The following is a 25,560-nucleotide window of genomic DNA, read 5'->3' as shown; positions in this document are numbered from 1 at the left end:
CGGCCCCGAAAGCCGGTTTAGGCGTTTGGAGACACCTGAATCCAGGTTGCACTTCGGCAACAACAATCCCGACGAAATGCCATGGGCCGCGCAACTTGCGCGGCCCATAACATTTTCGCACAAGCTTCGCGGGCTAGGGTCTCTCCGGAAAGTATTGCGGGGAACTTACGCACGTGCCCGAACAGCTACAGAGCATCGTCGCCAATCTCAGGAGTTTCGGCCCACGCCGTCTCGCCATGCTGGGTGGTATCGCAGCACTGGTGATCGCCATCGTCGGCGTGGCATCCGTCTATCTCAACCGTCCTGCCTACGAGACGCTCTATGTCGGCCTCGAACGCTCCGACGTGAACCAGATCGGCATGGTGCTGGGCGAAGCGGGCATCGGCTTCGACGTCGCCTCCGACGGCACCACCGTGCTGGTCCCAGCCGGCAGCACCGCGCAAGCCCGCATGCTGCTCGCCGAAAAAGGCCTGCCCACCAGCGCCAATGCCGGCTACGAGCTGTTCGACAATGTCGGCTCGCTCGGCCTCACCTCCTTCATGCAGCAGGTCACTCGTGTCCGCGCATTGGAAGGCGAGATCGCCCGCACCATCCAGTCGATATCAGGCATCAAGGCCGCCCGTGTTCACATCGTCATGTCCGAGCGCGCCAATTTCCGCCGCGACGAGCAGAAGCCGTCGGCCTCGGTCGTCATCCGCGCCGCCAGCATGGATGCCGACAAGAGCGCCATGTCGATCCGCCATCTCGTTGCCGCAGCCGTCCCCGGCCTCGATGCCGAGCGTGTGACGGTTCTCGATTCGAGCGGCAATTTGCTCGCCGCCGGCGACGACCCCAACAATTCGAGCGCCGCCCGCTCCATCGGCGTCGAGCGCACCGTCGAAACCCAGATCGAGGACAACATCCGCCGTGCGCTGGCAGCCTATCTCGGGCCGGACAATTTCCGCGCCAGCGTCAAGGCTGACGTCAACACCGACTCGCGCCAGACCGAAGAGACGATCTTCGATCCGGAATCACGCGTCGAGCGCTCCGTCCAGGTTGTCCGCGCCAACGAGAATTCCAACCAGAAGCAGTCGTCGACACCTGCCACCGTCGAGCAGAACCTGCCCGATGCCGAGGCCGCTGCCACCGACGGCCCGCAGTCGACCTCGGCCAGCGACCGCAAGGAAGAGATCACCAATTACGAGATGAACTCCAAGCGCATCGCCACGGTGTCGAATGGCTATTCGGTAACCAAGATGTCGATCGCCGTGGTTGTCAACCAGCAGCGCCTGGCAGCCATCCTCGGCAAGGACGCGACGCCCGAGGCCATCGCAGCCCGCGTCGCCGACATCCAGAAGATGGTGACCTCGGCCACCGGCTTCGACGAAAAGCGCGGCGACCTGATCAACGTCTCGGCGGTCGAGTTCATCGACGGCCTCGACGGCGAGGTCATCGAGAGCCCCGGCATCATGGCCTCGATCGGCCAGCACGCAGGAACGATGATCAACGCTGCAGCCTTCATCGTCGTCGTTTTCCTCGTCGCCTTCTTCGGTCTGAGGCCGATGGCAGCAGCACTGTCCGGTTCGTCCGCAGCCCCTGCCCTGCCCACCTTCGCCGGGCCGAGCTTCGAGGAGATGCAGCGCGCCTTGCCGAATGCAGAGGGCATGGCCTCGTTCGAGGAAGAGCCCGCCGCATTGTCCGACCAGCGGCCGCACGCCATGGACGACCTGCGCAACAAGCTGCGCCCTGCCCCGCAGGACCGCCTCGCCCGCATGGTCGACATCAATGAAGAGCGCACCGCACTGATCCTGCGCAAATGGGCCGGTAACGAGGTTGCCGCGTAATGTCGATCGCAGCGCTTTTTGAACGGCTGACCGATTTCGCACCGCTCGCGCCAAATCCGCATCCGCATGCCGGCCAGCCCGAGACCTCGGCCACGGAATATCCCAAGGCGGTTCCGGATCTGGATATCCCGGCAATCGTCGCCGAAGCCGTCGCCCAGGCCGAGGCCGATCTGACCACACGCCTGAGCGAGGAGTACGAGCTGGTGCTCGAGGCCGAGCGCCAGCGCCACGCCGAGGAGGTCGCCGCGCTTGGCGCCCGCTTCGGCAGCGAGGCCGGCGAGGTCATCGCCAAGCGCATCGCCGAGATGGAGACGCGTATCGTCCACCTCACCACCGACGCCGCCGCCCGCGTTGTCGCGACGCTGGTCAGTGACGACATCCGCCAGCGCTCGATCGATGCCCTGTCCAGCGCCATCATTGCCGCCTGTGCCGACCGCGAAGCGGTGCGCATCAAGGTCAGCGGCCCGCAGTTCCTGTTCGACGCGCTCGCTGCAGCCATCGGCCATCGCATCGACAATGTCGACTTCATCGAAGCAGTCGGCTTCGATCTCAGCGTCGCGATCGACGACAACCTGTTCGAGACCCGCCTCGGCGAATGGTCTTCGGCGCTTTCCGAGACCTTGCCATGAACGGTCCTGACGGCGCCGAGCCACGCCACGAGATCGTCATCGTCAGGCGAGCCCATTCCGACCATGACGACGGCCACCATGGCGGCGCCTGGAAGATCGCCTTCGCCGACTTCATGACGGCGATGATGTGCTTCTTCCTCGTCATGTGGCTGATCAGTGCCGCCAACGAGCAGACCAAGGCGGCTGTCGCCAGCTACTTCAACCCCGTCAAGCTGGTCGACCGCAATGCCAGCCGCAAGGGCCTCGAAGAACTCGGTGACGGTCCCAATTCGGTCGGCCTGACTGCCGAGAACCCGCAGGAAGCCAGCGCCAAGGCAGGCTCCGATGGCCGCGGCAATGCCGGCCCGTCGACGGAGAAAAACTCCGCTGACGCCAGCCCTGCCGCCAACCGCTCCGACGAGCACCTGTTTGCCGACCCCTACGCTGTGCTCGCCGAAATCGCCCAGGACACCGGCGCCAAGGCCAACATCTCGGAACGCAACGAAGGCGGTGCCCAGAATGCCGGTCCGGCCAGCGGCGCCTCTGGCGGAGAAGCCTATCGCGATCCGTTCGCACCCGATTTCTGGACCGAGCAGGTGGCAACGCCTGCCGCCGAAGCAAGTGCCGAGCGCGCCGCGATCGAAGGCGAACCGGCAAAGCCCGGCGACAAGACCGAGCGTTCGGCCAAGACCGATCCGGTGAAGGCCGAAGAACAACAAGCCAAGCCCGCCGAGCAGGCGCCACCAGTCCAGGCAGCACCGGCTCCCGCAGCGCGCGAAACCGCCGCCAAGCCGGGCGATGCTCCCGAGCGCGACACCAACGAAGCTGGAGAATTGGCCGAGGCGCCAAAGCCCAGGGACGAGGCACCGACACGCGAAACCGTCAACGATGCCGACGCCATCCGCCGCGAACTCGCCGAGGCGATCAAGTCGGGCGGGGCCCTGCCCGACGGTCTCTCGGTCGTCGCCACAGACAAGGGCGTCGTCATCTCGGTCACCGAGCAGTTCGATTTCGGCATGTTCGAAATCGGCTCCGCCGTGCCGCGCAAGCAGCTTGTGCTCGCCATGGAAAAGATCGCCAAGACGCTTGCTACCCACGAGGGCAACATCTCGATCAACGGACACACCGACGCGCGTCCGTTCCGTGGCGGCGGCTATGACAACTGGCGCCTGTCCACCTCGCGCGCCCACTCAGCCTACTACATGCTCGCCCGCGCCGGGCTTGACGAAAAGCGTATCGTCGAGGTCGCCGGTTTCGCCGACCGCAAGCTGAAGGATAAGGCCGAACCGTTCTCGGCCACCAATCGGCGTATCGAAATCCTGCTGGAGCGCGCCGAATGAGGCTGGCGGCAACCCTGTCCGGTGCCGCGCTGATCGCCCTGCTGGTCGCGGGCGTACCCGGCCGTGCCGTGGCCAGCGAGGCGCCGGCGCTCGAGCCTTACCAGCTGGTGCGCTGCCTGCAGCTGTTGCAGGACCGCATCGCCTCCGGCGATCAGGCTTCGCTGCCGTTGCAGCGCCGGCTGCTCGAAATGACCGACGAGCGCATGCGAACCGCCGATGTCGACGCATTCAAAGATCCCAAGAATTTTCGCGCCCTGCTGATCTATGCGATGAGCGGCGGCAACCCGCTGACCATCGAGCAGGTGGTTTCGCGGCTGGAGCTTGAAGAGGCCGACCAGAAGCTGGCGCAAGGCGTCATCGATTATCTCCGAGGCAAGCCCAAGGGCACGGTGGAGGCGCTGGCCGCGATCGACCCGCTGACGCAGATTTCTGAACTCGGTGCCTTTCTGGCGCTGGTCAAGGGTTCGGTCAGCATCGCCGAACAGCCCGAGCAGGCGATGAAGCTGTTGGACCAGGCCAGACTGCTCAGCCCCGGCACGCTGGTCGAGGAAGCCGCCCTGCGCCGCTCGGTTGCGCTCGCCACCCGGCTTGAAGATGGCGGCCGCTTCCTGCGCAACTCGACGCAATATGTTCGCAGCTACCTGCGCTCGCCTTATGCCAGCCAGTTTGCCGATGCCTTCGTTGGCGGCGTCGTTGCCCTGCACAAGTCGATCAATCTCGACACGCTCGCCGAAATCACCGCGATGATGGACGCCGAGCAGGAACGGGTCGTCTATCTCCGTATCGCCCGCCGTGCCGCCATCGACGGCCTGACCGAACTGTCCACCTTTGCCGCTGCCAGGGCCGTGAAGAGTCGTGACGGTGCACCCGGCGGTGCTGACCCGCGCGCCCAGCTTTATTCCGGCCTGTCGTCGGTCACTTCCGGCACCGCCGCAGACATACTTGGCAAGCTCGGCGGCATCGATCGCGACAAGCTGTCCAAGGGCGACCGCGCCTTGCTCGACGCCGTCGAGGCCGTTGCCTCGGAGCTGACGTCGGCTGTTCCGGCGGCACCCGCAAGCGCATCGAAACCGCTGGATATCGGCGATCTGCCGCCGGCGGCGATCGAGATCACGCCGCCACCGGCGGATCCGATGATCCCCGACGCCGTCGAGGCATCTGCAGAGGCTGCGCCCGCCCAGTCGGCGGCCCCCGAGGTCCCGGCAGCAGCACCCGCGTCGCCTCCGGCTGAGCAGCCGGCAACGGTCGCGGCGCCCAGGGTCGTGCCACTGACAGCGCAACAACAACCGGAACCAGCGGAACCGGAAGATCCCAAGATCACTGAAGCGCGCCGCACGCTTGAATCCATTGACGAACTGCTAGGAGGCTCCCCCAAATGACCGACGCCATCAGCGCGGCCCTGGTGAGCCCGCTCGCGCGCCATTCATCCGGCCATGAGCGCAATGCCCTCGCCAGCAATGACGACCAGCCTGATTTCGGCCAGGCGCTGGGCTCACCGAACAAGGGCGAGCCGAAATCGAAAGGTCATGCCGCCGATCACGATGCCCCGCGCCAAAAGGGCCTGAACAAGCTCGCAGAGCGGCTTGCCGCACGTGACGCGCTCGCCGAAGCCGAGGGCAAAACACCCAGGGTCGGCGAAGCTGCCGAGGACGCGACACCCGAAATACCCGAGCCGCAGCCGGATGCCGCGACGAAGGACGTCAAAGCAGAAAAGACCGAAGAGCCTGCATTGCCGCTGGTGCTTGCACTGAGCGAATTACGCAAGGCGGGCTCCCAGCCGGCAAAGGCTGGTTCCGCCGACGCGGCCGAAGTCGAGGAGAGCAAGGCCAGCGCACAGCCGGAGGCTGCAGGCGATACGTCTGAGCCGGAACTCGCAGCCCTCGTCACGAGCGGCAAGACCGCGCGCCAGGCTACTACCGGAGCCGCGCCGCAGTCCGCGGCACCTGTTTCGGCACCCGCGACAGGCTCCACGCCCGAGACGCAGCAGGCAGCACAATCCGGCGCGCCGGAAACCGCCAGCGACGTCGCAGCCAGGGCCGACAAACCGGCACGACCGACACCTGTCAGGCAAGCCGAACAACCCTCCGTCGGCAACACCGTCACCGTCATGTCGGAGCAGTCGATCCCGGCACCGGCGAGCACTGGCGCGGGCAGCACCGCGGGTGCGCTGGCGCTCGACATCGCCTCCGCGGCACCGCGCCATGTCGCTGCCGTATCCTCGGTCCAGCAGCTCCAAAACAGCGCATCCAGCACACCCGGCGCACAGGCTCTCAAGATCCAACTGCGCCCCGTCGAACTGGGCATGGTCACAGCCAATCTTCATCTCGCCGGCGAGCAACTTTCGGTTGAAATCGAGGTTGAGAACACCGAGGCCTACAACAGGCTTTCGTCCGACCGCGAGGCGATCAACAGCGCCCTGCGCGGCCTCGGTTTCGACGTTGACCGCGTCACCATCCTGCAGCCGCAGTCGACGAATGCCCGCGCTGACGGCGGCGCTGCCAACGGCTTCGCAGGCCGTGACCAGGCATCCGCCCAGTCGGGCGGGACAGGTGGTGAAGGTGGCAATTCCAGCAATGGACGTCAGAGTGGGAACGCTGCAAATGACGAAAGCAATTCGCGCAACATCTCGTCGTCTGGCGCTGATCGCCCTGGCAGCAGCCGCTACATCTAGCGCCGCCACCACGATCGCTGCAGCTGCGGCCAATCCGTGCGAGCCTGAGATCCTGCGCGCCGCCGACCGCTACGGCGTGCCGGTCGGCATCCTCTATGCCGTTGGTCTGACCGAAACCGGAAAGAAGGGCAGCTTGCAGCCTAACGCCTTGAACATAGAGGGAAAAGCCGTCTTTCCCAGGAATGAGGCCGAAGCCGTTGCGGCCTTCGAGACTGCGCGTCGCGAAGGCAAGACACTGATCGATCTCGGCTGCATGCAGATCAACCACCGATACCACGCAACCGAATTCCGCTCGGTGCGCGACATGCTCAATCCGCGCCTCAATGTCGACTATGCCGCGCGCTTTCTCGTCAGCCTGCACTCGCGTCATGAGTCCTGGTCGATGGCGGTCGCGCGTTATCATGCCGGCCCCAACAACGACCCTGCACAAAAACGCTACGTCTGTCGCGTCATCGCCAACATGGTCGCCACCGGCTTCGGCCGCTGGACGGAAAACGCCCGGACCTTCTGCAACCCATAGGCGTTTCCAGCCGAACCGAACCGGACACCGGCCGTTACCCCGCCCCTCATTACAGGCTTGCGCAAGGATGCACGCATATCGTGCAACCTGTTCAACCCATGCGATTCCAGACTCCCTAAAAAATAGCGGCAAGAATTCACGATTGGTCGCCTTGGTCCCGACCCATTACCGATTGGTTAACAGGGGCATTTTTACTGATTCGGGGGCGGAATCATGATCGTAATCGTGGACGAGCGAGAGCTCGTCACCAACGGATATAATTCACTCTTCGACCGGGAAGGTGTGGCGTGCGCAGGCTTCCGTTCGACCGAATTCGGCGAATGGGTTTCCAGCGCTCCCGACGAGGATCTGCGTTCCGTTCGCGCCTTCCTCATCGGCGACTGCAACGAGGGTTCGATCTCGCCGCGTCAGCTGCGAGACCGTACCAAAGCCCCGGTCATCGCCCTCAGCGAACAGAACAATCTCGAAAACACGCTCAAGCTTTTCGAGTCGGGTGTCGACGACGTCATCCGCAAACCCGTCCACATTCGTGAGATCCTTGCCCGCATCTCGGCCATCCGCCGTCGCGCCCAGGAAGACACCGGCTTCACCCAGATCGGCGCAATGCGCATCTTCATGGACGGCCGCGACCCCGAGATCGACGGCGAGCCGATGCCGCTGCCGCGCCGTGAGCGTCGCATCCTTGAGTATTTGGCAAGCAACAGCGGCCGTCGCGTCACCAAGACCCAGGTCTTCAACGCGATCTACGGTGTCTTCGACGAAGAAGTCGAAGAAAATGTCGTCGAAAGCCACATCTCGAAGCTGCGCAAGAAATTGCGTGAGCGTCTTGGCCACGACCCGATCGATTCGAAGCGTTTCCTCGGCTACCGGCTGATCGTCTGACCAGCCTCGCGCAAGACATGCCACGTAACTTCACCAGCGTGGCATGAGATTTGAGGAGACCACCGATGAGCCTTTACGGAATGATGCGAACCGGCGTTTCGGGCATGAATGCCCAGGCGAACCGGCTGTCGACGGTCGCCGACAACATCGCTAACTCGAGCACGACCGGCTACAAGCGCGCCTATACCGAATTCTCGTCGCTGGTGCTGCCCAGCACGCCCGGCGCCTATAATTCCGGCGGCGTCACCACCAAGGTGCTGAACGCCATCGCCAAGGACGGCACGCTTCAGTACACGACGTCAGGCACCGATCTCGCGGTCCAGGGCAACGGTTTCTTCGTCGTCCAGGATTCCTCCGGTTCTCCCTACCTCACCCGCGCCGGTTCGTTCGTGCCCGACGGCCAGGGTCGCCTCATCAATGCCGCCGGCTACCAGCTGATGGGCTACAGCTACGCAAATGGCATTCCGGCCGCCACCGCCAACGGCTTCGATGGCCTGGTGCCCGTCCAGATCTCGAGCTCCGAGCTCACCGCGCTGCCGACCAAGAACGCCACCTTCACGGCCAACCTTCAGAGCGACGCTGCCGTCTCCGCCGGCCCGCTCCCGAGCACGAATGCCGCCGGCGCGACCTATACGTCGAAATCGTCGATGGTCATGTACGACAATCTGGGCGCCAAGAAGATCGTCGACATCTACTACACCAAGACCGGCGCCAACACCTGGGACGTCGCCGTGTACGACCAGTCCAAGGCGGCGGCCGGAACCTCATTCCCCTATGCCGCAGGCGGTCTGCTGACCAACAGCACCATGACCTTCGACGGTACCACCGGCAAGCTGACCAGTGCCGGCAGCCTCAGCTTCACCGTCCCGAACGGTGCGCCGGTGACCCTCGACATCTCCAAGATGACGCAGCTGGCATCGCCCTATACCGTGACCAAGGCCGTTGCCGACGGCAACGGACCGAGCACCATCGAACGTGTCGAGATCGACACCGACGGCACCATGTACGCCCAGTACGCGGACGGTTCGATGAAGCCTCTGTTCAAGATTCCTCTGGCCGACGTGGCAAGCCCCGACCGTCTCAACAGCCTTTCGGGTAACGTGTTCCGCGAGAGCGCCGACTCCGGCCCGGTCCAGATCGGCTTCGCCGACTCGGGCGGCCTCGGCAAGATGATCTCGGGCGCGCTCGAAAACTCCAACGTCGACATCGCCGAGGAACTCACCGCGATGATCGAGTCCCAGCGTAACTACACTGCCAATTCCAAGGTCTTCCAAACCGGAGCGGACCTGATGGATATCCTCGTCAACCTGAAGAGATAGGACTGACGGGCTTATCGCCCGCTGGAAAAACATAGCATGTCGCTGTCGTCTGCCATTAGCATAGCCCAATCTGCGCTTCGCAACACGTCGCGCCAGACAAGCACTGTTTCCCGCAACGTCGCGGATGCATCAAATCCTGACTACGTGCGCCGCACAGCCGTGCTCGCCAGCACCGGCCCCGGGGCGCGCGTGGTCGAAATCCAGCGTGCGACCAACGAGCAGCTGTTTCGCCAGAACCTGTCTGCCCTGGCCGACTTCACCGGCCAGAACACCCTCCTGGAGGGGCTGCAGAAACTTTCGCTCGACGTCAACGGCTCGGAAAACAAGGGCTCGGTCGCAACCCAGCTCGGCAAGTTCCAGCAAGCGCTGCAGCTTTACGCGGCAGCCCCCTCCAACCAGAACCTCGGCACGGCGGCGATCGACGCCGCCCGCCAGGTGGTGCGCTCGCTCAACGACGGCAGCGATGCCATTCAGCGCATCCGCACCGAGACCGACAGCGAGATCGCGACCACCGTCGATGATCTCAACCGGCTGCTCGCCGATTTCGAGCAGGCCAACAAGACGATCATCCAGGGCACCCGCGCCGGCCGCGACGTCAACGACTCCCTCGACCAGCGCGACGCCATCCTGAAGAAGATTTCCGAGATCGTGCCGATCTCGACCTTCAAGCGCGGCGACAACGACATGGTCATCACCACAGGTGATGGCACCACCCTGTTCGAGACCGTCCCACGCGCGGTCACCTTCCAGCCGCTGGCGGGTTACTCCGCCGGCGTGACCGGCAACAAGATTCTCATCGACGGCGTGCCGCTTCAGCCAGGCGTCGGCGCCAACACCAACGCCGGCGGCAAGCTCGCCGGCATGATACAGCTCCGCGACAGTGTCACCACCACGATGCAGGCGCAGCTCGACGAGATGGCGCGCGGACTGATCACCGCCTTCTCGGAGACGGCACCAGCCCTTGCCGACCAGGCCGGCCTGTTCACCTGGTCCGGCGGCCCGGCGGTCCCGCCGGCCGGCGTACTGGTCAATGGCCTTGCGCGCTCGATCAAGATCAATCCGGCGGTCGACCCGCAGATCGGCGGCAATCCCAAGCTGTTGCGCGATGGCGGCATCAACGGCGCGGCCTATGTCAAGAATCCCGCCAGCAACGCTTCTTATGCCGACCTGCTGATCTCCTATGGCAACCGCATCGACCAGACGATGACTTTCGATCCGGCCGCGGGTATCGCCACAAGCTCGAGCCTCAGCACCTTCTCGACCAATTCGATCGGCTGGTTCGAGGGCATGCGCAAGCAGGCGGACACCGCCGCCCAGACCAAGGAAGCGCTGGCTATCCGCACCGCCGAGGCCCTGTCAAACGATACCGCTGTCAATGTCGACATCGAGATGTCGAAGATGCTGGAACTCGAGCAGTCCTATCAGGCCACAGCCCGGCTGTTGAAGGCGGTCGACGACATGCTGGCTGCCCTCCTGGGCGCGGTGAGATAGTGCGATGAAAGCGACGTTCGTCTCCTCCTCCGCGGTCACCAGCGCCCTGCGCTACTCGATGCTGCGCCAGCAGTCCGAGCTCATCAAGGCGCAGAAGGAGGCCAGCTCCGGCTTTGTCGCCGACACCGGCTTGGCGCTTGGCGCCCGCACCGCGCAGTCGGTCACGCTCCATCGCGACCTCGAGCGCCTCGATGGCATTGTCGACAGCAACGGCCTGGTGTCGTCGCGCCTGTCAGCGACGCAGAAGTCGCTCAACGAGGTCGGCAAGGCCGCACAGACCTTCCTTGCCAGCCTGACCAGCAGTTCCTCCGGTGATGCCGCCTACGCGCTGACCCAGAAGGCGGCGCGCGGCACGCTCGACACGTTGACCTCGGTGCTCAACACCAGCCTCAACGGCGAATATCTGTTTGCCGGCACCAACACCGACGTCAAGCCGATCAACGAATTCAAGGCCGGCTCGCCGGCCAAGGCGGCATTCGACACTGCCTTCCAGACACATTTCGGCTTCACGCAGAACGATCCGGCGGCGCAGTCCATCTCGGCCACCCAGATGGACACCTTCATGACCTCGGTCGTCGAGCCGATGTTCCTCGGCGCCGGCTGGCAGGCCAATTTCTCCAATGCCACCGACCAGGGCATCACCAGCCGCATCACGCTCAACGAAACCACCGAGTCCTCGGTCAGCGCCAACAATGCCGGCATCCGTAAGGTCGCCATGGCCGCCGCCATGGTCAGCGACCTGCTCGATTCCAATGTGGGCGCTGCGGCCCGCGGCGCGCTGGTCACCCGCGCCGTGTCGATCATCGGCACCGCCATCAGCGACATAGGCCAGCTGGAATCGCAGACCGGTATCATCGAGCAGCGCGTCACCAACGCCACCGATCGCATCAAGATGCAGATGGATCTGTTCGAGCGCCACATCATCAACACCGAGGGCGTCAACCCCGAAAAGGCGGCGACACGCGTCAGCGACCTGATCTCGATGATCGAGAGATCCTACGCATTGACGGCACGTATCCAGAAGCTCAGCCTGATGAATTACCTCTGACCTGAACGGCAACAAACGGGACGCATATGTATCAATTCTCCTATGCCGACATTCAGACCGACTCCGTCGCCGATGCGCGGGATCGAGAACGTCAGCTTCTCAGCCGCTCGATCGACATGCTGATAAAGGCCAGCGAAGCCGGAGCCAATTCCAACGAGGCGATCGCCGCGCTGAACTTCACCAACCGCGTCTGGACCTCCCTGATGGACGATCTCGGCAACCCCGAGAATGCCCTCCCCAAGGAGCTCCGCGCCAACCTCATTTCCATCGGCCTGTGGCTGCTGCGCGAGTCGGAAGACATCCGCCAGGGCCGCTCCGAAAGCTTCGAGGGCCTGATCGAGGTCTCGCAAATCATCCGCGACGGCATCCAATGAAAAACACGCTCAAGATCTCGCTGAAGGCCAACGAGAAGATCTACATCAACGGTGCCGTGGTGCGCGCCGACCGCAAGGTCTCGCTCGAACTGCTCAACGACGTGCAGTTCCTGCTCGAAAGCCATGTGCTGCAACCCGAGCAGGCCTCGACGCCGCTGCGCCAGCTCTACTTCATCCTGCAGGTCATGCTGGTCGATCCGATCGGCGCGGTCCAGGCGCGCGACATGTTCCGCCGCTCGCTGCCGCTGCTGCTCGCCACCTTCGACAATGCGGAAATACTCTCCAGCCTGAAGCATGTCGACCGCCTCGTTGCCGAGGATCATGTCTACGAGGCGCTGAAGACCATCCGCTCCCTCTATCCACTCGAACAGCGCATCATCGCCGGCGAAGAGACCGAAACGGTGCAACCCGCCCGCGCAGCCGGAGGCAGATTCTGATGCCCATCGATTTCTCCGTGACGCCGCCTGTCGGCTCCAACACCGGCGCCAACAAGTCGACCGGCTCCAAGACGCAGGTCGACTACCAGTCCTTCCTCAAGCTGCTCATGGCGCAGATGAAGAACCAGGACCCGACCAAGCCGATGGAATCGACCGAATATGTGGCGCAGCTCGCCACCTTCTCGCAGGTCGAGCAGTCGGTGCAGATGAATGCGCGCCTCGACCAGATCCTGCAGTCCTCGGCGCTCGCCCAGGCAGACGCCCTGATCGGCCGCAACATCACTTCGGCCGACGGCAAGACGTCGGGCACGGTCACCGAGGTCCGTCTCGCCAAGGACGGCGTCACCGCCGTGCTGTCCGACGGCAAGACCGTCGCGGTCGTCGCGGGCGTCAAGGTCAAGGCTGCCGCGTGAACGAAGCCGATGCCCTCGACCTTGTCCAGTTCGCCATCTGGACGGTGCTGACTGCCTCCGCGCCCGCGGTGGCGGCAGCCATGCTGGTTGGCGTCGGCATCGCCCTGATCCAGGCCCTGACCCAGATCCAGGAAATCACGCTCACCTTCGTGCCCAAGATCGTCGCCATCTTCCTGGTGGTGGCGCTGACCGGCCCGTTTATCGGCGCCCAGATTTCCAGCTTCACCAACGTCATCTTCGAGCGCATCGAAAACGGCTTCTGATGGCTGCGTGGCAAGCCTGTTCGCGCACCGCGACCTGAGACCGTCCCTGTGGACCTTAGCCGCGCCGCCACTGGACCATGCCGGCATCGTACAAATGGGTTCACCCGGCCAGCCGATCATGGTCTAGTCATTCCTGCATGATCGAAATCGATTCCCCGAGCAGGTCGTGCATCCACAGGAGGGCCACGGCGTCCTTTGCGCCTCCCGAAGGAGGCTTGGCGCCGTAGCGGCAAATCACACGAGGGCACCCGGCTCAGCCGGCTTGGCGCATGGACGACGACCACCAGTACGAGCAAGGTTCGGCGCTCGCGCCCTTCAAGCACGGCATTTTCCGTTCCGTCTGGTTCGCCAGCCTGGCTTCGAATTTCGGCAGTCTGATCCAGTCTGTCGGAGCCGCCTGGTTGATGACCTCGATCGCCACCTCGTCCGACATGGTGGCGCTGGTCCAGGCCTCGATCTCCCTGCCGATCATGCTGTTTTCGCTCGCGTCGGGCGCACTCGCCGACAGCTACGACCGCCGCCGCGTCATGCTGACCGCGCAGTGCTTCATGTTCGCCGTCTCGGCGGCGCTGACGCTGTTTGCCTATCTCGGCCTGATCACGCCCTGGCTGCTGCTCACCTTCACCTTCCTCATCGGTTGCGGCACCGCACTTAACAACCCGTCCTGGCAGGCCTCCGTCGGCGACATGGTGCCTCGCACGGTGATGCCGGCGGCCGTCGCGCTCAACTCGATGGGCTTCAACATGACGCGCAGCGTCGGCCCGGCCATCGGCGGCATCATCGTCGCCACCGCAGGTGCTGCGGCCGCCTTCGCCGTCAACACGCTGAGCTACTTCGCCATCATCTTCGTACTGTTTCGCTGGCGCCCGCAATATCCGGCAAACCCGCTGCCACGCGAAACGCTCGGCCAGGCCATGGGTGCAGGCCTGCGCTACGTCGCCATGTCGCCCAACATCGGCAAGGTGCTGCTGCGCAGCTTCGCCTTCGGCTTCACCGCCGTCGTCATCCAGGCACTGCTGCCGCTGGTTGCCCGCGACCTCGTCGCCGGCGGCCCGCTGACCTACGGCATCATGCTCGGCGCCTTCGGTGTCGGCGCGGTCGGCGGCGCGCTGATCAGCGGCCGCATCCGCAGCAGCATGACGAGCGAAACAATCGTGCGCTCGGCCTTTCTCGGCTTCGCCCTCTGCAGCTGGATCGCCGCCTTCAGCTCCAATGCCTGGCTCACCTCGGCCGGCCTGCTCGTCGGCGGCGCCTGCTGGGTGCTTGCGCTTTCGCACTTCAACATCACCGTGCAGATGTCGACCCCACGCTGGGTCGTCGGCCGGGCGCTGTCGATCTACCAGATGGCAACCTTCGGCGGCATGGCGCTGGGCAGTTGGATCTGGGGTCTCGTCGCCGAAAGCAACGGCGCGGCCACCGCCCTGATCGTTGCCGGCATCGTCATGCTGGTCGGTGCGGCGATCGGCTTCCTGCTGCCGCTGCCCGAGCACACAGCGCTCAACCTCGACCCGCTCAACCGCTTCCGCGAACCACACCTGGCGCTCGACGTCCGGCCGCGTTCGGGGCCCATCGTCATCTCGATCGAATTCATCATCCGCGAAGAAGATGTACCGGCCTTCCTCGACGCCATGACCGAGCGCCGCCGTGTCCGCCGCCGTGACGGCGCCCGCAACTGGGTGCTGGCGCGCGACCTTGAAAACCCCGAGATCTGGGTCGAAACCTACCACACCCCGACCTGGCTCGAATACATCCGCCACAACCAGCGCGCCACCCACGCCGACGCCGTCATCGGCGACAAGCTGCGCGCCTTGCACAGCGGCCCCCAGCCACCCCGCGTCCACCGCCTGATCGAACGCCCCACCAGCCTGGCGGCAGCCCTCGGCAGTCACAAGGGGCATATCGAGCTGCATTAGGCGTAAGGCCGCAGCGACCGTCGCGAAGCCTGCCCTCCTTGCCAGCTCCATCGCGCGGTCCTTCGACGCCGAAGATTGGCATAAAAAGGCGCCCGTCGAAGCTCCGTTGCGTGCCAGCTGCCGCATCTTTTCGCCTGCCTCCCACCCTCGCGCAAGCTTGGCGCAATAGGGTCAGGAAGCCGTGGCATTGGCGCGCGGCGGGATTCGATCGGAAGCATCAATGGCGATCAGCGAAACCATTTCAGGCGCAGGCGTTCCAGCCAGGAACGGACGCGACGTCTTTTTCGCCGTCGGCATCGTCATCATCCTCGCCGTCCTGTTCCTGCCGATCCCGGCCTTCCTGATCGACGTCGGCCTTGCCTTCTCGATCGCCATTTCGGTGCTGATCCTGATGGTCGCGCTGTGGATCCAGCGCCCGCTCGACTTCTCGTCGTTCCCGACCATCCTGCTGATCGCCACGATGCTGCGCCTGTCGCTCAACATCGCCACCACGCGCATGATTCTGTCGCATGGCAATGAAGGCACGCATGCCGCCGGCTACGTCATTTCGGGCTTCTCGAACCTCGTCATGTCCGGCGACTTCGTCATCGGCCTGATCGTGTTCCTGATTCTGATCGTGGTGAACTTCATCGTCATCACCAAGGGTGCGACGCGTATCGCCGAAGTCGGCGCCCGCTTCACCCTCGACGCCATTCCCGGCAAGCAGATGTCGATCGACGCCGACCTGTCGGCCGGCATGATCGACGACAAGACAGCGCAGTTGCGCCGCCGCGAACTGGAAGAAGAAAGCTCCTTCTTCGGCTCGATGGACGGTGCCTCGAAATTCGTCCGAGGCGACGCCATCGCCGGCCTGATGATCACCGCCATCAACATCGTCGGTGGTATCGCCATCGGCTATTTCCGCCACGACATGGGCATGGGCGAAGCCGCTGACGTGTTCATCAAGCTGTCGGTGGGCGACGGCCTCGTCACCCAGATCCCGGCGCTCATCGTCTCGCTCGCCGCCGGCCTGCTCGTCTCCAAGGGCGGCACCCGTGGATCGGCCGACCAGGCGGTGTTCGGCCAGCTCGGCGCCTATCCACGCGCGCTCTATGTCGCCGCCGGCCTGCTGTTTCTGCTCTCGCTCGTGCCCGGTCTGCCGATGTTGCCGTTCCTCTCGCTTGCCGTTGCCATGGCAGCACTCGGCTACTTCATCCCGATGCAGCACAAGCGCCGCATGGCCGAGGTCGACGCTGAAAGGGAGCAGGTCGAGGCCGACAAGGTCGAAGAGGAAAAGAACTCGGTCAAGGCATCGCTCGCCACCGCCGAGATCGAGCTGCTGATCGGCAAGCAGCTGTCGACGCGCCTGCTCGCTACCCATCAGGAACTCGCCTTCCGCATGTCGAAGATGCGCAAGAAGTTCGCCACCCAGTACGGCTTCGTCGTGCCGGAAGTGCGCATGACCGACGACTTCTCGATTCCGCCCAAGAGCTACCAGATCAAGGTGCACGGCACCGTCGTCGCCGAATACCAGATGCGCGTCGGCGAAATCATGGTGCTGCTCGGCTCGCGGGATCTGCCAGACATTCCGGGCGAGGAAGTGCGCGAACCGGCTTTCGGTATGCGCGCCTTCTCGGTGCTCGATTCCTTCGCCGAGGACCTGAAGCGCGAGCAGTTCACCTTCGCCGACAACATGTCGGTGCTGCTCACCCATCTCTCCGAGGTGATCCGCAACAACCTGCCGCAGCTCCTGTCCTACAAGGACATGAAGGCGCTGCTCGAGCGCCAGGACCCCGAATACCGCAAGCTCGCCGACGAGATCTGCACCTCGCACATCACCTATCCCGGCCTGCAGGCGGTGCTCAAGCTTCTGCTCGCCGAGCGCGTCTCGATCCGCAACCTGCACCTCATCATCGAGGCAATCGCCGAGATCTCGCCGCATGTCCGCCGCACCGAGCAGATCGTCGAGCACGTCCGAATCCGCATGGCGCAGCAGATCTGCGGCGACTTGAGCGAAGGCGGCGTGCTCAAGGTGCTGCGCCTCGGCAACCGCTGGGATCTCGCTTTCCACCAGAGCCTCAAGCGCGACGCCAAGGGCGAAGTGCGCGAGTTCGACATCGATCCGCGCCAGCTCGAGGAATTCGGCCAGGAAGCCTCCAAGGCGATCCGCACGCATCTCGAAACCGGTGAGCGTTTCGTGATCGTCACCGCACCCGACGCACGTCCCTATGTCCGCATGATCATCGAAAGGCTGTTTCCGACCCTGCCGGTGCTCAGCCATGTCGAGATCGCCAAGGGCGTCGAACTGCGCGTGCTCGGTACCGTCTCATGAATGCCGCCGCGCAAGGCATGGTCCTTGCGGCGTTCCTGGCCTTCTGTCGCATCGGCGCCTGTTTCATGCTGATGCCCGGAATCTCCAGCGTGCGCGTACCGATGCATGTCAGGCTGTTCGTCGCCGTCGCCGCCACCGGCGGGCTGCTGATCCACCTCTGGGACCAGATCTTCCCGTTCGTCGACGCTCGTCCCGGCGTGCTGATGCCGATGATCGCATCCGAGCTTCTGATCGGCGGCCTGATCGGGCTGATGGCCAGGCTCTACATCCTGGCGCTGATGTTCATGGGCTCGGCGATCGCCATGCTGATCGGCTTCGGCGGTGTCGGCGGCCACGCGATCGAGGAAAACGAGCCCCAGGCAGCGCTTGCCTCGATCATCTCGATCGCGGCGCTGATCCTGCTGTTTGCCTTCAATTTCCACCACGAGATCATCCGCGCACTGGTCGCCTCCTACCAGGTCGCGCCGGTCAACATGTTCTTCAATCCGCAGGCAGCCCTCGTCGACGTCACCGACACGCTGTCGGAAAGCTTCATGGTGGTGCTGAGGCTGGGCAGCCCCTTCGTCGCCTATGCCATCCTGATCAACCTGACGATCGGCTTCGTCAACAAGCTGACGCCGCAGATCCCGGTCTACTTCATCTCGCTGCCCTTCGTCGTCGCCGGTGGCCTGGTGTTGATGTATTTCGGCATCGCCACCATGCTCAGCCTGTTTGCCGACGGCTTCGTCGACGTCACCGTGGGAAGGTAAGGAATGGCCGCGTCGCGCAGGGATCGCCTGAAGAAGCTGGTAGCCGTGCAGGAGCAGCTCAAGGCGCTGCACGAGACGCGCCATGCCGGTTTTGTCGCCAATGCGATTGCCGCCGAAGCCGAGGCGCAATCGCTGTCGGACAGCTTCGACAGCACCGAAGGCATCTCCCAGCTGTTCCCTGAGCTCTACCATCGCCGCATCAAGGAGGCGATCGACAAGAAGCAGCTCAATCTCGGCCTCGCCAATGTCGAGGTCGGCAAGATCGCCACTGCCACCGCCCGCACCAACATGGTCGAGCGCGCCTACCGCGAGGTCCGCCGTCAGGATGAGCGTGACAGCGCCGACCGCGAACGTCTCGAAATCATTGAAAGAAAGTCGGCTGAAGACAAGTAAGGTTGCCGCAAGCTTGACCCTCCACAATCAGCAGTAACGTAAACCCGGAAAGGCGAGCCGCTTTGGCCATCTCCCCACCCAGCGACATCATTCTGGATGTAGCCAAGGCCGTCGAGCCATCAGGCATCCAGGCTGCGCGCGCGGCGCTTGCCAACCGGACCGCCAGCGCGGCCCCGGCCGGAACATTTTCGCTCACCGAAGCCGCCGTCACCGGCGGTGTCACGCGCCAGCCGGACAAGACCCCGGCCGATGCGTCGATGAAGAAGTTCGAGGCAATGGTCCTGCAAACCTTCATCGGCAACATGATGCCGAAGAACACCGAAAGCGTGTACGGCAAGGGCATGGCCGGCGACATGTGGAAGTCGATGATGGCCGAGCATCTCGCCAACCAGACCGCCGAAGCCGGCGGCATCGGTATCGCCAAGACCGTTATGCGCGACCACTACATCAAGGACGAGCAGGTGGTGCCGGTCAGCGGCGTCGCTAGCGGGCCTGAAAAGGCGGCACTCGATGAACAAATGAGCCAGGCCACTGCGCTCATTCAGGAATTGCAGCGGAAGATGGTGCGCTCGCTGGGAAGCGACGATGCCGCCTCCGCCACTGACACAAAATCGTAGAGGATAAGATATGTCGGATCTCTCCGAATACAGGACGAACCTGCCGGTGACGGCCGATCTCATCGACGCTGCCCGCCCGGGCAACGTCGCGGCCATCATCAGCCGGATCGAGGATGCGGTCGAAGAAGAGACCGCTGCGATCCGCACCGACGTCCATTTCGACATCAAGGCATCGAACGCCCGCAAGAGCCGCTATCTCTACGAACTGACCCGCGCCACCAAGGGCCTGGTCGAGGGCGACTACCCGAGCGAGCTCAAGGTCGGTGTCGAACGCCTGCGCGACAAGCTCGTCGCCAATGAACGTGCGATCCTCGCTCATCTCAGCGCCGTCAGTGAAGTCGCCTCCCTGCTCCGCGACGCCATCCAGCGCTCCGAAGCGGACGGCACCTATTCGGCAAACGAATTCGGGTGGGCGCGGTGATCAAGTTCATCGCGGCGGCGCTGTGGATTGTCGCCGTGACCCTCGGCTCGGTCTTCTATTCGTTCCAGGCCGCCGCCAACCTGCCGGCGACCGAAGAGCAGATGCCGCTGCTCGGCGGTCTCGACTATGTCAAGACCGACGTCATTTCGGTGCCGTTGCTCAAAGGTGAGCGCGTGCACGGCTATTTCCTGACGCGCCTCGTGTACACGGTCGAACCCAAGGAAGTCGGCAAGCTATCGGTGCCGATGGCCTCGCTGCTTGTCGATCAGGTCTATTCCTATCTCTACGGCAATCCGCAGATCGACTTCACCGCATATGAGAAGCTCGATCTGGACGGCTTTCGCAACGGCATCCGCGACGCCATCAACGCCCGTGTCGGTTCGAAGCTGATCCACGAGGTAATGGTCGAGCAGATCGACTTCCTGACCCCCGACGATGTCCGCGACAATGCCGTGCGCCAGCGTGAATCGGCTGCTGCCGCAGCAGAGGCCGAAGCGGCAAAGCCAGCCGAAGCAAGCCCGGCCAAAGCACATTGAACCCGAAAGGCAGCCAATTTGGCTGCCTTTCGCGCCGCGTCGCGTGACCATCGCCAGCCAATTCTACGTTGACGTAAACGTAAGATGCCAGTTATAGGAATTGCAGTCCTGTGACATGGCCGGCTCGTCCGGATTGGTCCGGGGAGGCCGGGCGCAAAGCGCCTTTCAGGAAAGACCAGGAGAGAGCCATGAGCATTCAGGCAGTCGCAGACAAGATCAAGGCGAAGGTGGAGAGCGCCGGCTTTGGCCGCTCGATCAAGTTCGACACCGGCAGCGACGGCGTCATCGTCATCGATGGCACCACCCTGTCGACGACCGACGGCCCGGCCGACTGCACCATCAGGCTGTCGCTCGACGATCTCGAGTCGCTGATCGCAGGCGAGCTCAACCCGACGATGGCGTTCATGACCGGCAAGATCAAGGTCGAGGGCGACATGTCGGTGGCCATGGGCCTGAGCCAGCTGCTCTAAGCCGACAAGACCATCGGAATTGGAAAAGCCCGGCGGTGACGCCGGGCTTTTTCTATGCAACCCACGCACTTCCGGCACACACGCAATGCAACCGTAATGCACGTGGTCCACATCGCTCGCCAGGGACGATTTTGCGACGTGGAGTATCATATGACCCGAAATCGACTGGCCGCATTGGCCGCGACCCTGTGCGTCGTCGCCCTCGCCGGCTGCGTGGACGACCACTATGGCCGCGACTGGGACGGTCCCAGGCACGGGCCGCGCAGCTGGGACGCCCCCAGAGGCGGGCCCCGTAGCTGGGATGGCCCGCGCGGGCCGCGCAAATGGGATGTGCCGCGCGAATACCCCAGGCATGGCCCGCCGCCGCGTCCCAGCAGTGAACCGCTCGACTGCCGAGGCGGACCGGCAACGACGCCGTCGCCCGATTGCATCGACCGGCCGCGACCGCGCCGCTTCTCCAACGACTGACTGCAAGGGCCGGGCTCACCCGGCCTTTCTCATTCGTGAGGGACAAAGGTCCGACCCCGGCGGCCCGGTAATGTCCCCACAACAATTGAAGCCCACATCGCCCCGGTCAATTCCAGCCGGAGTGTCCTGTGAATCGAAATCGACTGATTGCCCTGGCTGCGACCCTGAGCGTGCTTACGCTTGCAGGCTGCGTGGACGATCGCTACGGCCCGCCGCGCTGGGACGACACGCGCTATCCGCCGCGCCACGGCGGCGATACACTCGCTACCCGCCGCGCCATGGCGACGACTACACGTGGTATCCGCCGCGTCATGGCGGAGATCAGCCGCGCTATCACCCCCGCCCACCTGTGCCGCCAATGCCGCCACGCCCACGCCGTGCGCCACGCCCGCCATTCTCGGAGCCGATCTTCTGCACCCAGGAATATGGTCGCCCGCGGCATTCCGATTGCGACGACAGGCGGCGGCCACACCGTGGCGGCGACCAGTACTACACCACCAACCAGTGAGCGACGGCGCCGTGCCTCGTCGAGGCACGGCGCTTTGCCCGTCCCATAGCCGACGTGGAGTCGAAAGTGCGTCGAAACCGCCTTACAGCAGTGGCAATGGTCATGGCTTGCGTTATGCCGCTGTCGGGCTGCGGCTACCTTGTCTCGGCAGTCGAGTTGAGTGACGAGCACACCACAAGCCAACAGCGGCCCTCGCTGTTGCCGCAATCGCCGCAGCCGTCAATCGCCTGCGTCAAGGAGAGAACGCCGTCGCCGACCTGTTTCCCGGCTGCGCCAGGCCGTATTTCGGCCTGGAGATAACGCGTTCCGGCTCACCTCAGGCAGCCCGGCGGACACTCCAGCTAGAGTGCGGCACGGCCCGTCGGACGCGCAAAGGACACGCCCGCGTTTTCCGATCCCGCACCGCCCTTACCGAACGTCGAGTCCGCCCTGCGCGCCGGGGCGCCGAGCTTGCGCCCGGCCGCCTTGAGCACGCCTTTGGCGCCGTCGAGCGCACCGGAAACGAGTTCCAGCGCGAGGAAGCGGTCGCGCTCATAGGGGCCGGGCATGGCAAGCTGGCCGGTCTTCGCGGCGGAGAAGCCGAAACGCGCATAGTATGGCGCGTCGCCAACGAGCAGGATGACGCGGTGGCCAAGGCGGGAGGCTTCGGCGATAGCCAGGCGCATCAGCGCCGAGCCGATGCCGGCGCCCTTTGCCGCCGGATCGACGGCGAGCGGGCCGAGCAGCAGCGCAGCAGGACCGCCCTCGCCCAGCCGCACGTCCCACAGCCGCACGGTGCCAACGACCGAGCCCTTGGCATCGCGCGCGACCAGCGCCAGGCCCTCGGATGGGCGGCGACCGCGGCGCAGCTTCTCCGACGACTTCTTGCGCCGCTTCGGGCCCATGGCACGGTCAAGCAGTACCTCGCGCGCGGCGATGTCGGCCCGGGTTTCAGCCACGATCACGATGTCGGGCAAGATTTTGGCAATTTCTTCAACGTTCATTTCCGCGATCCTTCACGAGCGGAGATCTGTTCCACAAGCGAACCCAATCGGGCGTGCAGAGGCACGCCCGCCGGGGTGATCTGAACGGCTCCGGCGCCAGGCGCCGTTTCGAGCCGTCAGATCACGTAGGATCGGAGAGGCTCGAAGCCGTTGAAGGCGACAGACGAGTAGGTCGTGGTGTAGGCGCCGGTACCCTCGATCAGCACCTCGTCGCCGATGGTCAGCGACAGGGGCAGCGGGTACGGTGTCTTTTCATACATCACGTCGGCCGAGTCGCAGGTTGGGCCGGCGAGCACGCAAGGTGCCACCTCGTCGCCGTCGCGGTCAGTCACGATCGGGTAGCGGATCGCCTCGTCCATCGTCTCGGCGAGACCGCCGAACTTGCCGATGTCGAGGAACACCCAGCGCACATTGTCGTTGTCGGCCTTCTTGGAGATCAGCACGACTTCCGACTTGATGACGCCGGCGTTACCGACCATGCCGCGACCCGGCTCGATGATGGTCTCCGGGATGTTGTTGCCGAAGTGCTTGGACAGCGCCTCGAAGATCGCCTGGCCATAGGCCTGGGCCGCCGGCACGTCGCGCAGGTAGCGCGTCGGGAAGCCGCCGCCCATGTTGACCATGCCGAGCATGATGCCTTCTTCGGCGAGCTTGGCGAACACCTTCTTGGCGTCAGCAAGCGCACGATCCCAGGCCGTCAGGTCGGTCTGCTGCGAGCCGACATGGAACGACACGCCAAAGGCATCGAGGCCGAGCGACTTGGCAACGCGCAGCACGTCGACGGCCATTGCGGGCACACAGCCGAACTTGCGCGACAGCGGCCATTCGGCGCCTTCGCCGTCGGTGAGCACGCGGCAGAACACGCGGGAGCCGGGAGCGGCACGCGCCACCTTCTCGACCTCTTCGACAGAGTCGACGGCGAACAGGCGGATGCCGAGTTCGAAGGCACGTGCGATGTCACGCTCCTTCTTGATGGTGTTGCCGAAGGAGATGCGCTCGGCCGGGGCGCCGGCATCCATAGCCATCTCGATTTCGGCGACCGAAGCGGTGTCGAAGGACGAGCCCATGCCGGCGAGCAGGCGCAGGATCTCAGGCGCCGGGTTTGCCTTGACAGCGTAGTAGACCTTGGACTCAGGCATCGCCTTCTCGAAGGCGCGGAAATTGTCGCGCACGACATCGAGGTCGACGACCAGGCAAGGGCCGGACGGACGTCGGGTGGCGAGGAAGTCGAGGATGCGCTGAGTGGCCATAGGTCTCTCCATCGCGCGGTCCTGCCGCGCAAAAATCATCAAGCTGCGGGACGGCCGTTCCCGGCCGCGGAATCCCACGGTGGACAAAGACATGACCGCTATTTGATGGATCCAGCCTGTGGAGACCCTGGAACCACAAATGCGCTTCACGCGGCGATGAACCTGAGCCAGCCCGGCTTCGGTTCGCTTTGTCTGCCTTGGCTTGGAAATGGGAAGACCCGTTCCGCACTGCCGGCAATGAAGGTGTGCCTCTTCAGTAACCCCGGCTTTTGGACAGCCGGAAGAGAACCAGAAAGGCCCGCACCGTCGTTGCTTCAAGGTGTCCTCGATTTTGCGGTTGGCCGCCAAATCGACTGGAGGGGTTAGCTCCAGTTACCTTACCGATTTCCTCGCCATTCGAGGGATCGGCGGACACCCACAGGCACGTGCGACTTTGGGCAAGCGCGGATATATGGCTCGTCACCGTCACAATCAATTAAAATCTCATGGCGGGTTGAAAAAATTCAAACATCGAACAATGTTGGAGACATCGTAAACAGGCTTCGAACGATGACCGGCACATCCGACCGCTTCAACGCTTTTCTCGATGTGCCGCAAGCACCTGTTTTAAATGCGGAAACCGGGTCTTTGGCGAGGCTTCGGCTGGCAGTCAAGGATATCTATGACGTCGCCGGCTACAAAACCGGCTGCGGCAACCCGGCAAAGGCTGCAAGCGCCGAAACAGCCACAAGAACCGCGCCTGCGATACAGATCCTGCTTGATGCCGGCGCGCGATTCGTCGGCAAGACCCAGACCGACGAACTTGCCTTCTCGCTGATGGGCCAGAACGCGCACTTCCCGCACCCGATCAATCCCGCCGCGCCGGACCGCGTCACCGGCGGTTCGTCGTCGGGCTCGGCTGCGGCGGTCGCCGGCATGCTCGCCGACATCGCCATAGGCTCCGACACCGGCGGCTCGATCCGGGCACCGGCGAGCTTCTGCGGGCTGATCGGCCTGCGCACCACACATGGGCTGATTTCGCTCGACGGCGCGATGAAGCTGGCGCCGAGCCTCGACACATTCGGCTGGTTCGCACCCGATATCGACGTCTATGAGACCGTGGCGAAGCTGCTCATCGGCGAGGACGCCCATCGCGGCCAGCTGAAAAGGCCCGTGGCGCTCGACTGGCTCGACAGCCTGCCGACCGGCCCGGATGAAGCGGCAGAGTACCAGCGGATGCGCCGGCATGCCGGAACCGCCCTTGGCCTGATCGCCAAGGCTGGCCCTCTCTCTTTTTCATCAGACGAGCTCTATTGGTGCTTCCGCAAGGTCCAGGCCTTCGAGGCCTGGCAAGAGCATGGAGCCTGGATCGCTTCCGGAGATCGTGGCCTCGGACCGGGCGTCAAGGAGCGTTTTGAGTTCGGCGCCACCATTTCCGCGTCAGACTATGCCGCCGAGATCGAAAGGCGCGACGCGTTTCGCCAGGAGCTGGGCGTGCTGCTCGGCACGGACGGCATTCTGGTCCTGCCGACGGTACCGGGAGCCGCGCCCCTGGCCAGCGGCAGCCATGACGAACTTCTCGCCTATCGCGAGCGCGCTTTGATGCTGCTCTGCCTGTCCGGCCTGTCGGGCTTCCCCCAGATAACGCTGCCGATCGGCACGGTCGACGGCGCGCCGTTCGGGCTGTCGCTGCTCGGCCCGGCCGGCAGCGATCTCGCGCTGATCCGGTTGGGACGCCGCGTGCTCGACACTGCCGGCACAAAGGACTGATGC

26 protein-coding genes are annotated in these 25,560 nt (G+C 64.2%); 24 read left to right on the top strand and 2 right to left on the bottom strand.

What is annotated here, in order from left to right:
- Positions 1-173: 173 nt before the first annotated feature.
- From fliF to IG197_RS21255, 23 genes are all read left to right on the top strand, one after another.
- The gene (gene fliF, locus IG197_RS21365; protein ID WP_067958533.1) at positions 174-1,823 is read left to right on the top strand and encodes a flagellar basal-body MS-ring/collar protein FliF; all 1,650 of its coding nucleotides are present in this window, start codon (positions 174-176) and stop codon (positions 1,821-1,823) included.
- The gene (locus tag IG197_RS21360) at positions 1,823-2,452 is read left to right on the top strand and encodes a hypothetical protein (protein WP_192314885.1); all 630 of its coding nucleotides are present in this window, start codon (positions 1,823-1,825) and stop codon (positions 2,450-2,452) included. The genes fliF and IG197_RS21360 overlap by 1 nt, the downstream gene beginning before the upstream one ends.
- The gene (locus IG197_RS21355) at positions 2,449-3,771 is read left to right on the top strand and encodes a MotB family protein (protein WP_067958526.1); all 1,323 of its coding nucleotides are present in this window, start codon (positions 2,449-2,451) and stop codon (positions 3,769-3,771) included. The genes IG197_RS21360 and IG197_RS21355 overlap by 4 nt, the downstream gene beginning before the upstream one ends.
- The gene (locus tag IG197_RS21350; protein ID WP_192314883.1) at positions 3,768-5,150 is read left to right on the top strand and encodes a chemotaxis protein MotC; all 1,383 of its coding nucleotides are present in this window, start codon (positions 3,768-3,770) and stop codon (positions 5,148-5,150) included. Before IG197_RS21355 ends, IG197_RS21350 begins: the two co-directional genes overlap by 4 nt.
- Positions 5,147-6,442, top strand: a complete 1,296-nt coding sequence (locus IG197_RS21345) for a flagellar hook-length control protein FliK (protein WP_192314882.1) — start codon at positions 5,147-5,149, stop codon at positions 6,440-6,442. The genes IG197_RS21350 and IG197_RS21345 overlap by 4 nt, the downstream gene beginning before the upstream one ends.
- On the top strand, positions 6,372-6,962 hold the full coding sequence (locus IG197_RS21340; protein WP_154386454.1) for a transglycosylase SLT domain-containing protein: 591 nt from the start codon (positions 6,372-6,374) through the stop codon (positions 6,960-6,962). The genes IG197_RS21345 and IG197_RS21340 overlap by 71 nt, the downstream gene beginning before the upstream one ends.
- A 213-nt stretch (positions 6,963-7,175) precedes the next feature.
- Positions 7,176-7,844, top strand: a complete 669-nt coding sequence (locus IG197_RS21335; protein WP_067958516.1) for a response regulator transcription factor — start codon at positions 7,176-7,178, stop codon at positions 7,842-7,844.
- Positions 7,845-7,909: 65 nt separating this feature from the next.
- Positions 7,910-9,163 carry a flagellar hook protein FlgE gene (locus tag IG197_RS21330; RefSeq protein ID WP_192314880.1) on the top strand — a complete coding sequence of 418 codons (1,254 nt, stop codon included), beginning with the start codon at positions 7,910-7,912 and terminating at the stop codon, positions 9,161-9,163.
- 36 nt (positions 9,164-9,199) lie between these two features.
- Positions 9,200-10,654: a flagellar hook-associated protein FlgK gene (gene flgK / locus IG197_RS21325; RefSeq protein WP_067958512.1), complete on the top strand. Its 1,455-nt coding sequence runs from the start codon at positions 9,200-9,202 to the stop codon at positions 10,652-10,654.
- 4 nt (positions 10,655-10,658) lie between these two features.
- Positions 10,659-11,702, top strand: a complete 1,044-nt coding sequence (locus tag IG197_RS21320) for a flagellar hook-associated family protein (RefSeq protein WP_192314878.1) — start codon at positions 10,659-10,661, stop codon at positions 11,700-11,702.
- Between the two features lie 26 nt (positions 11,703-11,728).
- Positions 11,729-12,076 (top strand): flagellar biosynthesis regulator FlaF, encoded by a 348-nt coding sequence (gene flaF, locus IG197_RS21315; protein WP_067958507.1) that lies wholly within the window; start codon positions 11,729-11,731, stop codon positions 12,074-12,076.
- Positions 12,073-12,513, top strand: coding sequence for a flagellar biosynthesis repressor FlbT (gene flbT / locus IG197_RS21310; RefSeq protein ID WP_192314876.1), 441 nt, complete (start codon positions 12,073-12,075; stop codon positions 12,511-12,513). The genes flaF and flbT overlap by 4 nt, the downstream gene beginning before the upstream one ends.
- Positions 12,513-12,926 carry a flagellar hook assembly protein FlgD gene (gene flgD / locus IG197_RS21305; RefSeq protein ID WP_154386456.1) on the top strand — a complete coding sequence of 138 codons (414 nt, stop codon included), beginning with the start codon at positions 12,513-12,515 and terminating at the stop codon, positions 12,924-12,926. Before flbT ends, flgD begins: the two co-directional genes overlap by 1 nt.
- A complete protein-coding gene (fliQ, locus tag IG197_RS21300; protein WP_067958500.1) occupies positions 12,923-13,189 on the top strand; it encodes a flagellar biosynthesis protein FliQ in 267 nt (88 codons plus the stop codon). Before flgD ends, fliQ begins: the two co-directional genes overlap by 4 nt.
- 269 nt (positions 13,190-13,458) lie before the next feature.
- Positions 13,459-15,102: an MFS transporter gene (locus tag IG197_RS21295; RefSeq protein WP_154386457.1), complete on the top strand. Its 1,644-nt coding sequence runs from the start codon at positions 13,459-13,461 to the stop codon at positions 15,100-15,102.
- A 220-nt stretch (positions 15,103-15,322) separates the two neighbouring features.
- Positions 15,323-17,413 (top strand): flagellar biosynthesis protein FlhA, encoded by a 2,091-nt coding sequence (gene flhA, locus IG197_RS21290; RefSeq protein ID WP_067958496.1) that lies wholly within the window; start codon positions 15,323-15,325, stop codon positions 17,411-17,413.
- Positions 17,410-18,162: a flagellar biosynthetic protein FliR gene (gene fliR / locus IG197_RS21285; RefSeq protein ID WP_192314875.1), complete on the top strand. Its 753-nt coding sequence runs from the start codon at positions 17,410-17,412 to the stop codon at positions 18,160-18,162. Before flhA ends, fliR begins: the two co-directional genes overlap by 4 nt.
- Before the next feature lie 3 nt (positions 18,163-18,165).
- Complete coding sequence (locus IG197_RS21280; protein WP_067958490.1) at positions 18,166-18,555, top strand: hypothetical protein; 390 nt, start codon at positions 18,166-18,168, stop codon at positions 18,553-18,555.
- 62 nt (positions 18,556-18,617) lie between these two features.
- Entirely contained in the window at positions 18,618-19,172 is a 555-nt protein-coding gene (locus tag IG197_RS21275) for a rod-binding protein (protein ID WP_192314873.1), read from the top strand.
- A 10-nt stretch (positions 19,173-19,182) separates the two neighbouring features.
- Complete coding sequence (locus IG197_RS21270; protein ID WP_154386460.1) at positions 19,183-19,593, top strand: hypothetical protein; 411 nt, start codon at positions 19,183-19,185, stop codon at positions 19,591-19,593.
- On the top strand, positions 19,590-20,129 hold the full coding sequence (locus IG197_RS21265) for a hypothetical protein (RefSeq protein WP_192314871.1): 540 nt from the start codon (positions 19,590-19,592) through the stop codon (positions 20,127-20,129). Before IG197_RS21270 ends, IG197_RS21265 begins: the two co-directional genes overlap by 4 nt.
- Positions 20,130-20,239: 110 nt before the next feature.
- Positions 20,240-20,599 carry an SCP2 sterol-binding domain-containing protein gene (locus tag IG197_RS21260; RefSeq protein WP_256441222.1) on the top strand — a complete coding sequence of 120 codons (360 nt, stop codon included), beginning with the start codon at positions 20,240-20,242 and terminating at the stop codon, positions 20,597-20,599.
- Positions 20,600-20,749: 150 nt separating this feature from the next.
- A complete protein-coding gene (locus IG197_RS21255; protein WP_192314866.1) occupies positions 20,750-21,067 on the top strand; it encodes a hypothetical protein in 318 nt (105 codons plus the stop codon).
- Positions 21,068-21,916: 849 nt separating this feature from the next.
- Here the strand turns inward: IG197_RS21255 and IG197_RS21250 are convergent.
- Together IG197_RS21250 and odc2 are read right to left on the bottom strand one after the other, a co-directional pair.
- Entirely contained in the window at positions 21,917-22,558 is a 642-nt protein-coding gene (locus IG197_RS21250) for a GNAT family N-acetyltransferase (RefSeq protein ID WP_192314863.1), read from the bottom strand.
- 116 nt (positions 22,559-22,674) lie between these two features.
- Positions 22,675-23,808 carry an ornithine/lysine decarboxylase gene (gene odc2, locus IG197_RS21245; protein ID WP_154386463.1) on the bottom strand — a complete coding sequence of 378 codons (1,134 nt, stop codon included), beginning with the start codon at positions 23,806-23,808 and terminating at the stop codon, positions 22,675-22,677.
- A gap of 549 nt (positions 23,809-24,357) precedes the next feature.
- Between odc2 and IG197_RS21240 the strand changes: the two genes are divergently transcribed.
- The gene (locus IG197_RS21240) at positions 24,358-25,557 is read left to right on the top strand and encodes an amidase (RefSeq protein ID WP_192314860.1); all 1,200 of its coding nucleotides are present in this window, start codon (positions 24,358-24,360) and stop codon (positions 25,555-25,557) included.
- Positions 25,558-25,560: the final 3 nt, after the last annotated feature.

It is taken from the genome of Aminobacter sp. SR38 (genome assembly GCF_014843375.1).
GTDB lineage: Bacteria > Pseudomonadota > Alphaproteobacteria > Rhizobiales > Rhizobiaceae > Aminobacter > Aminobacter ciceronei.
This window is presented reverse-complemented; position numbering and strand designations above follow the sequence as displayed.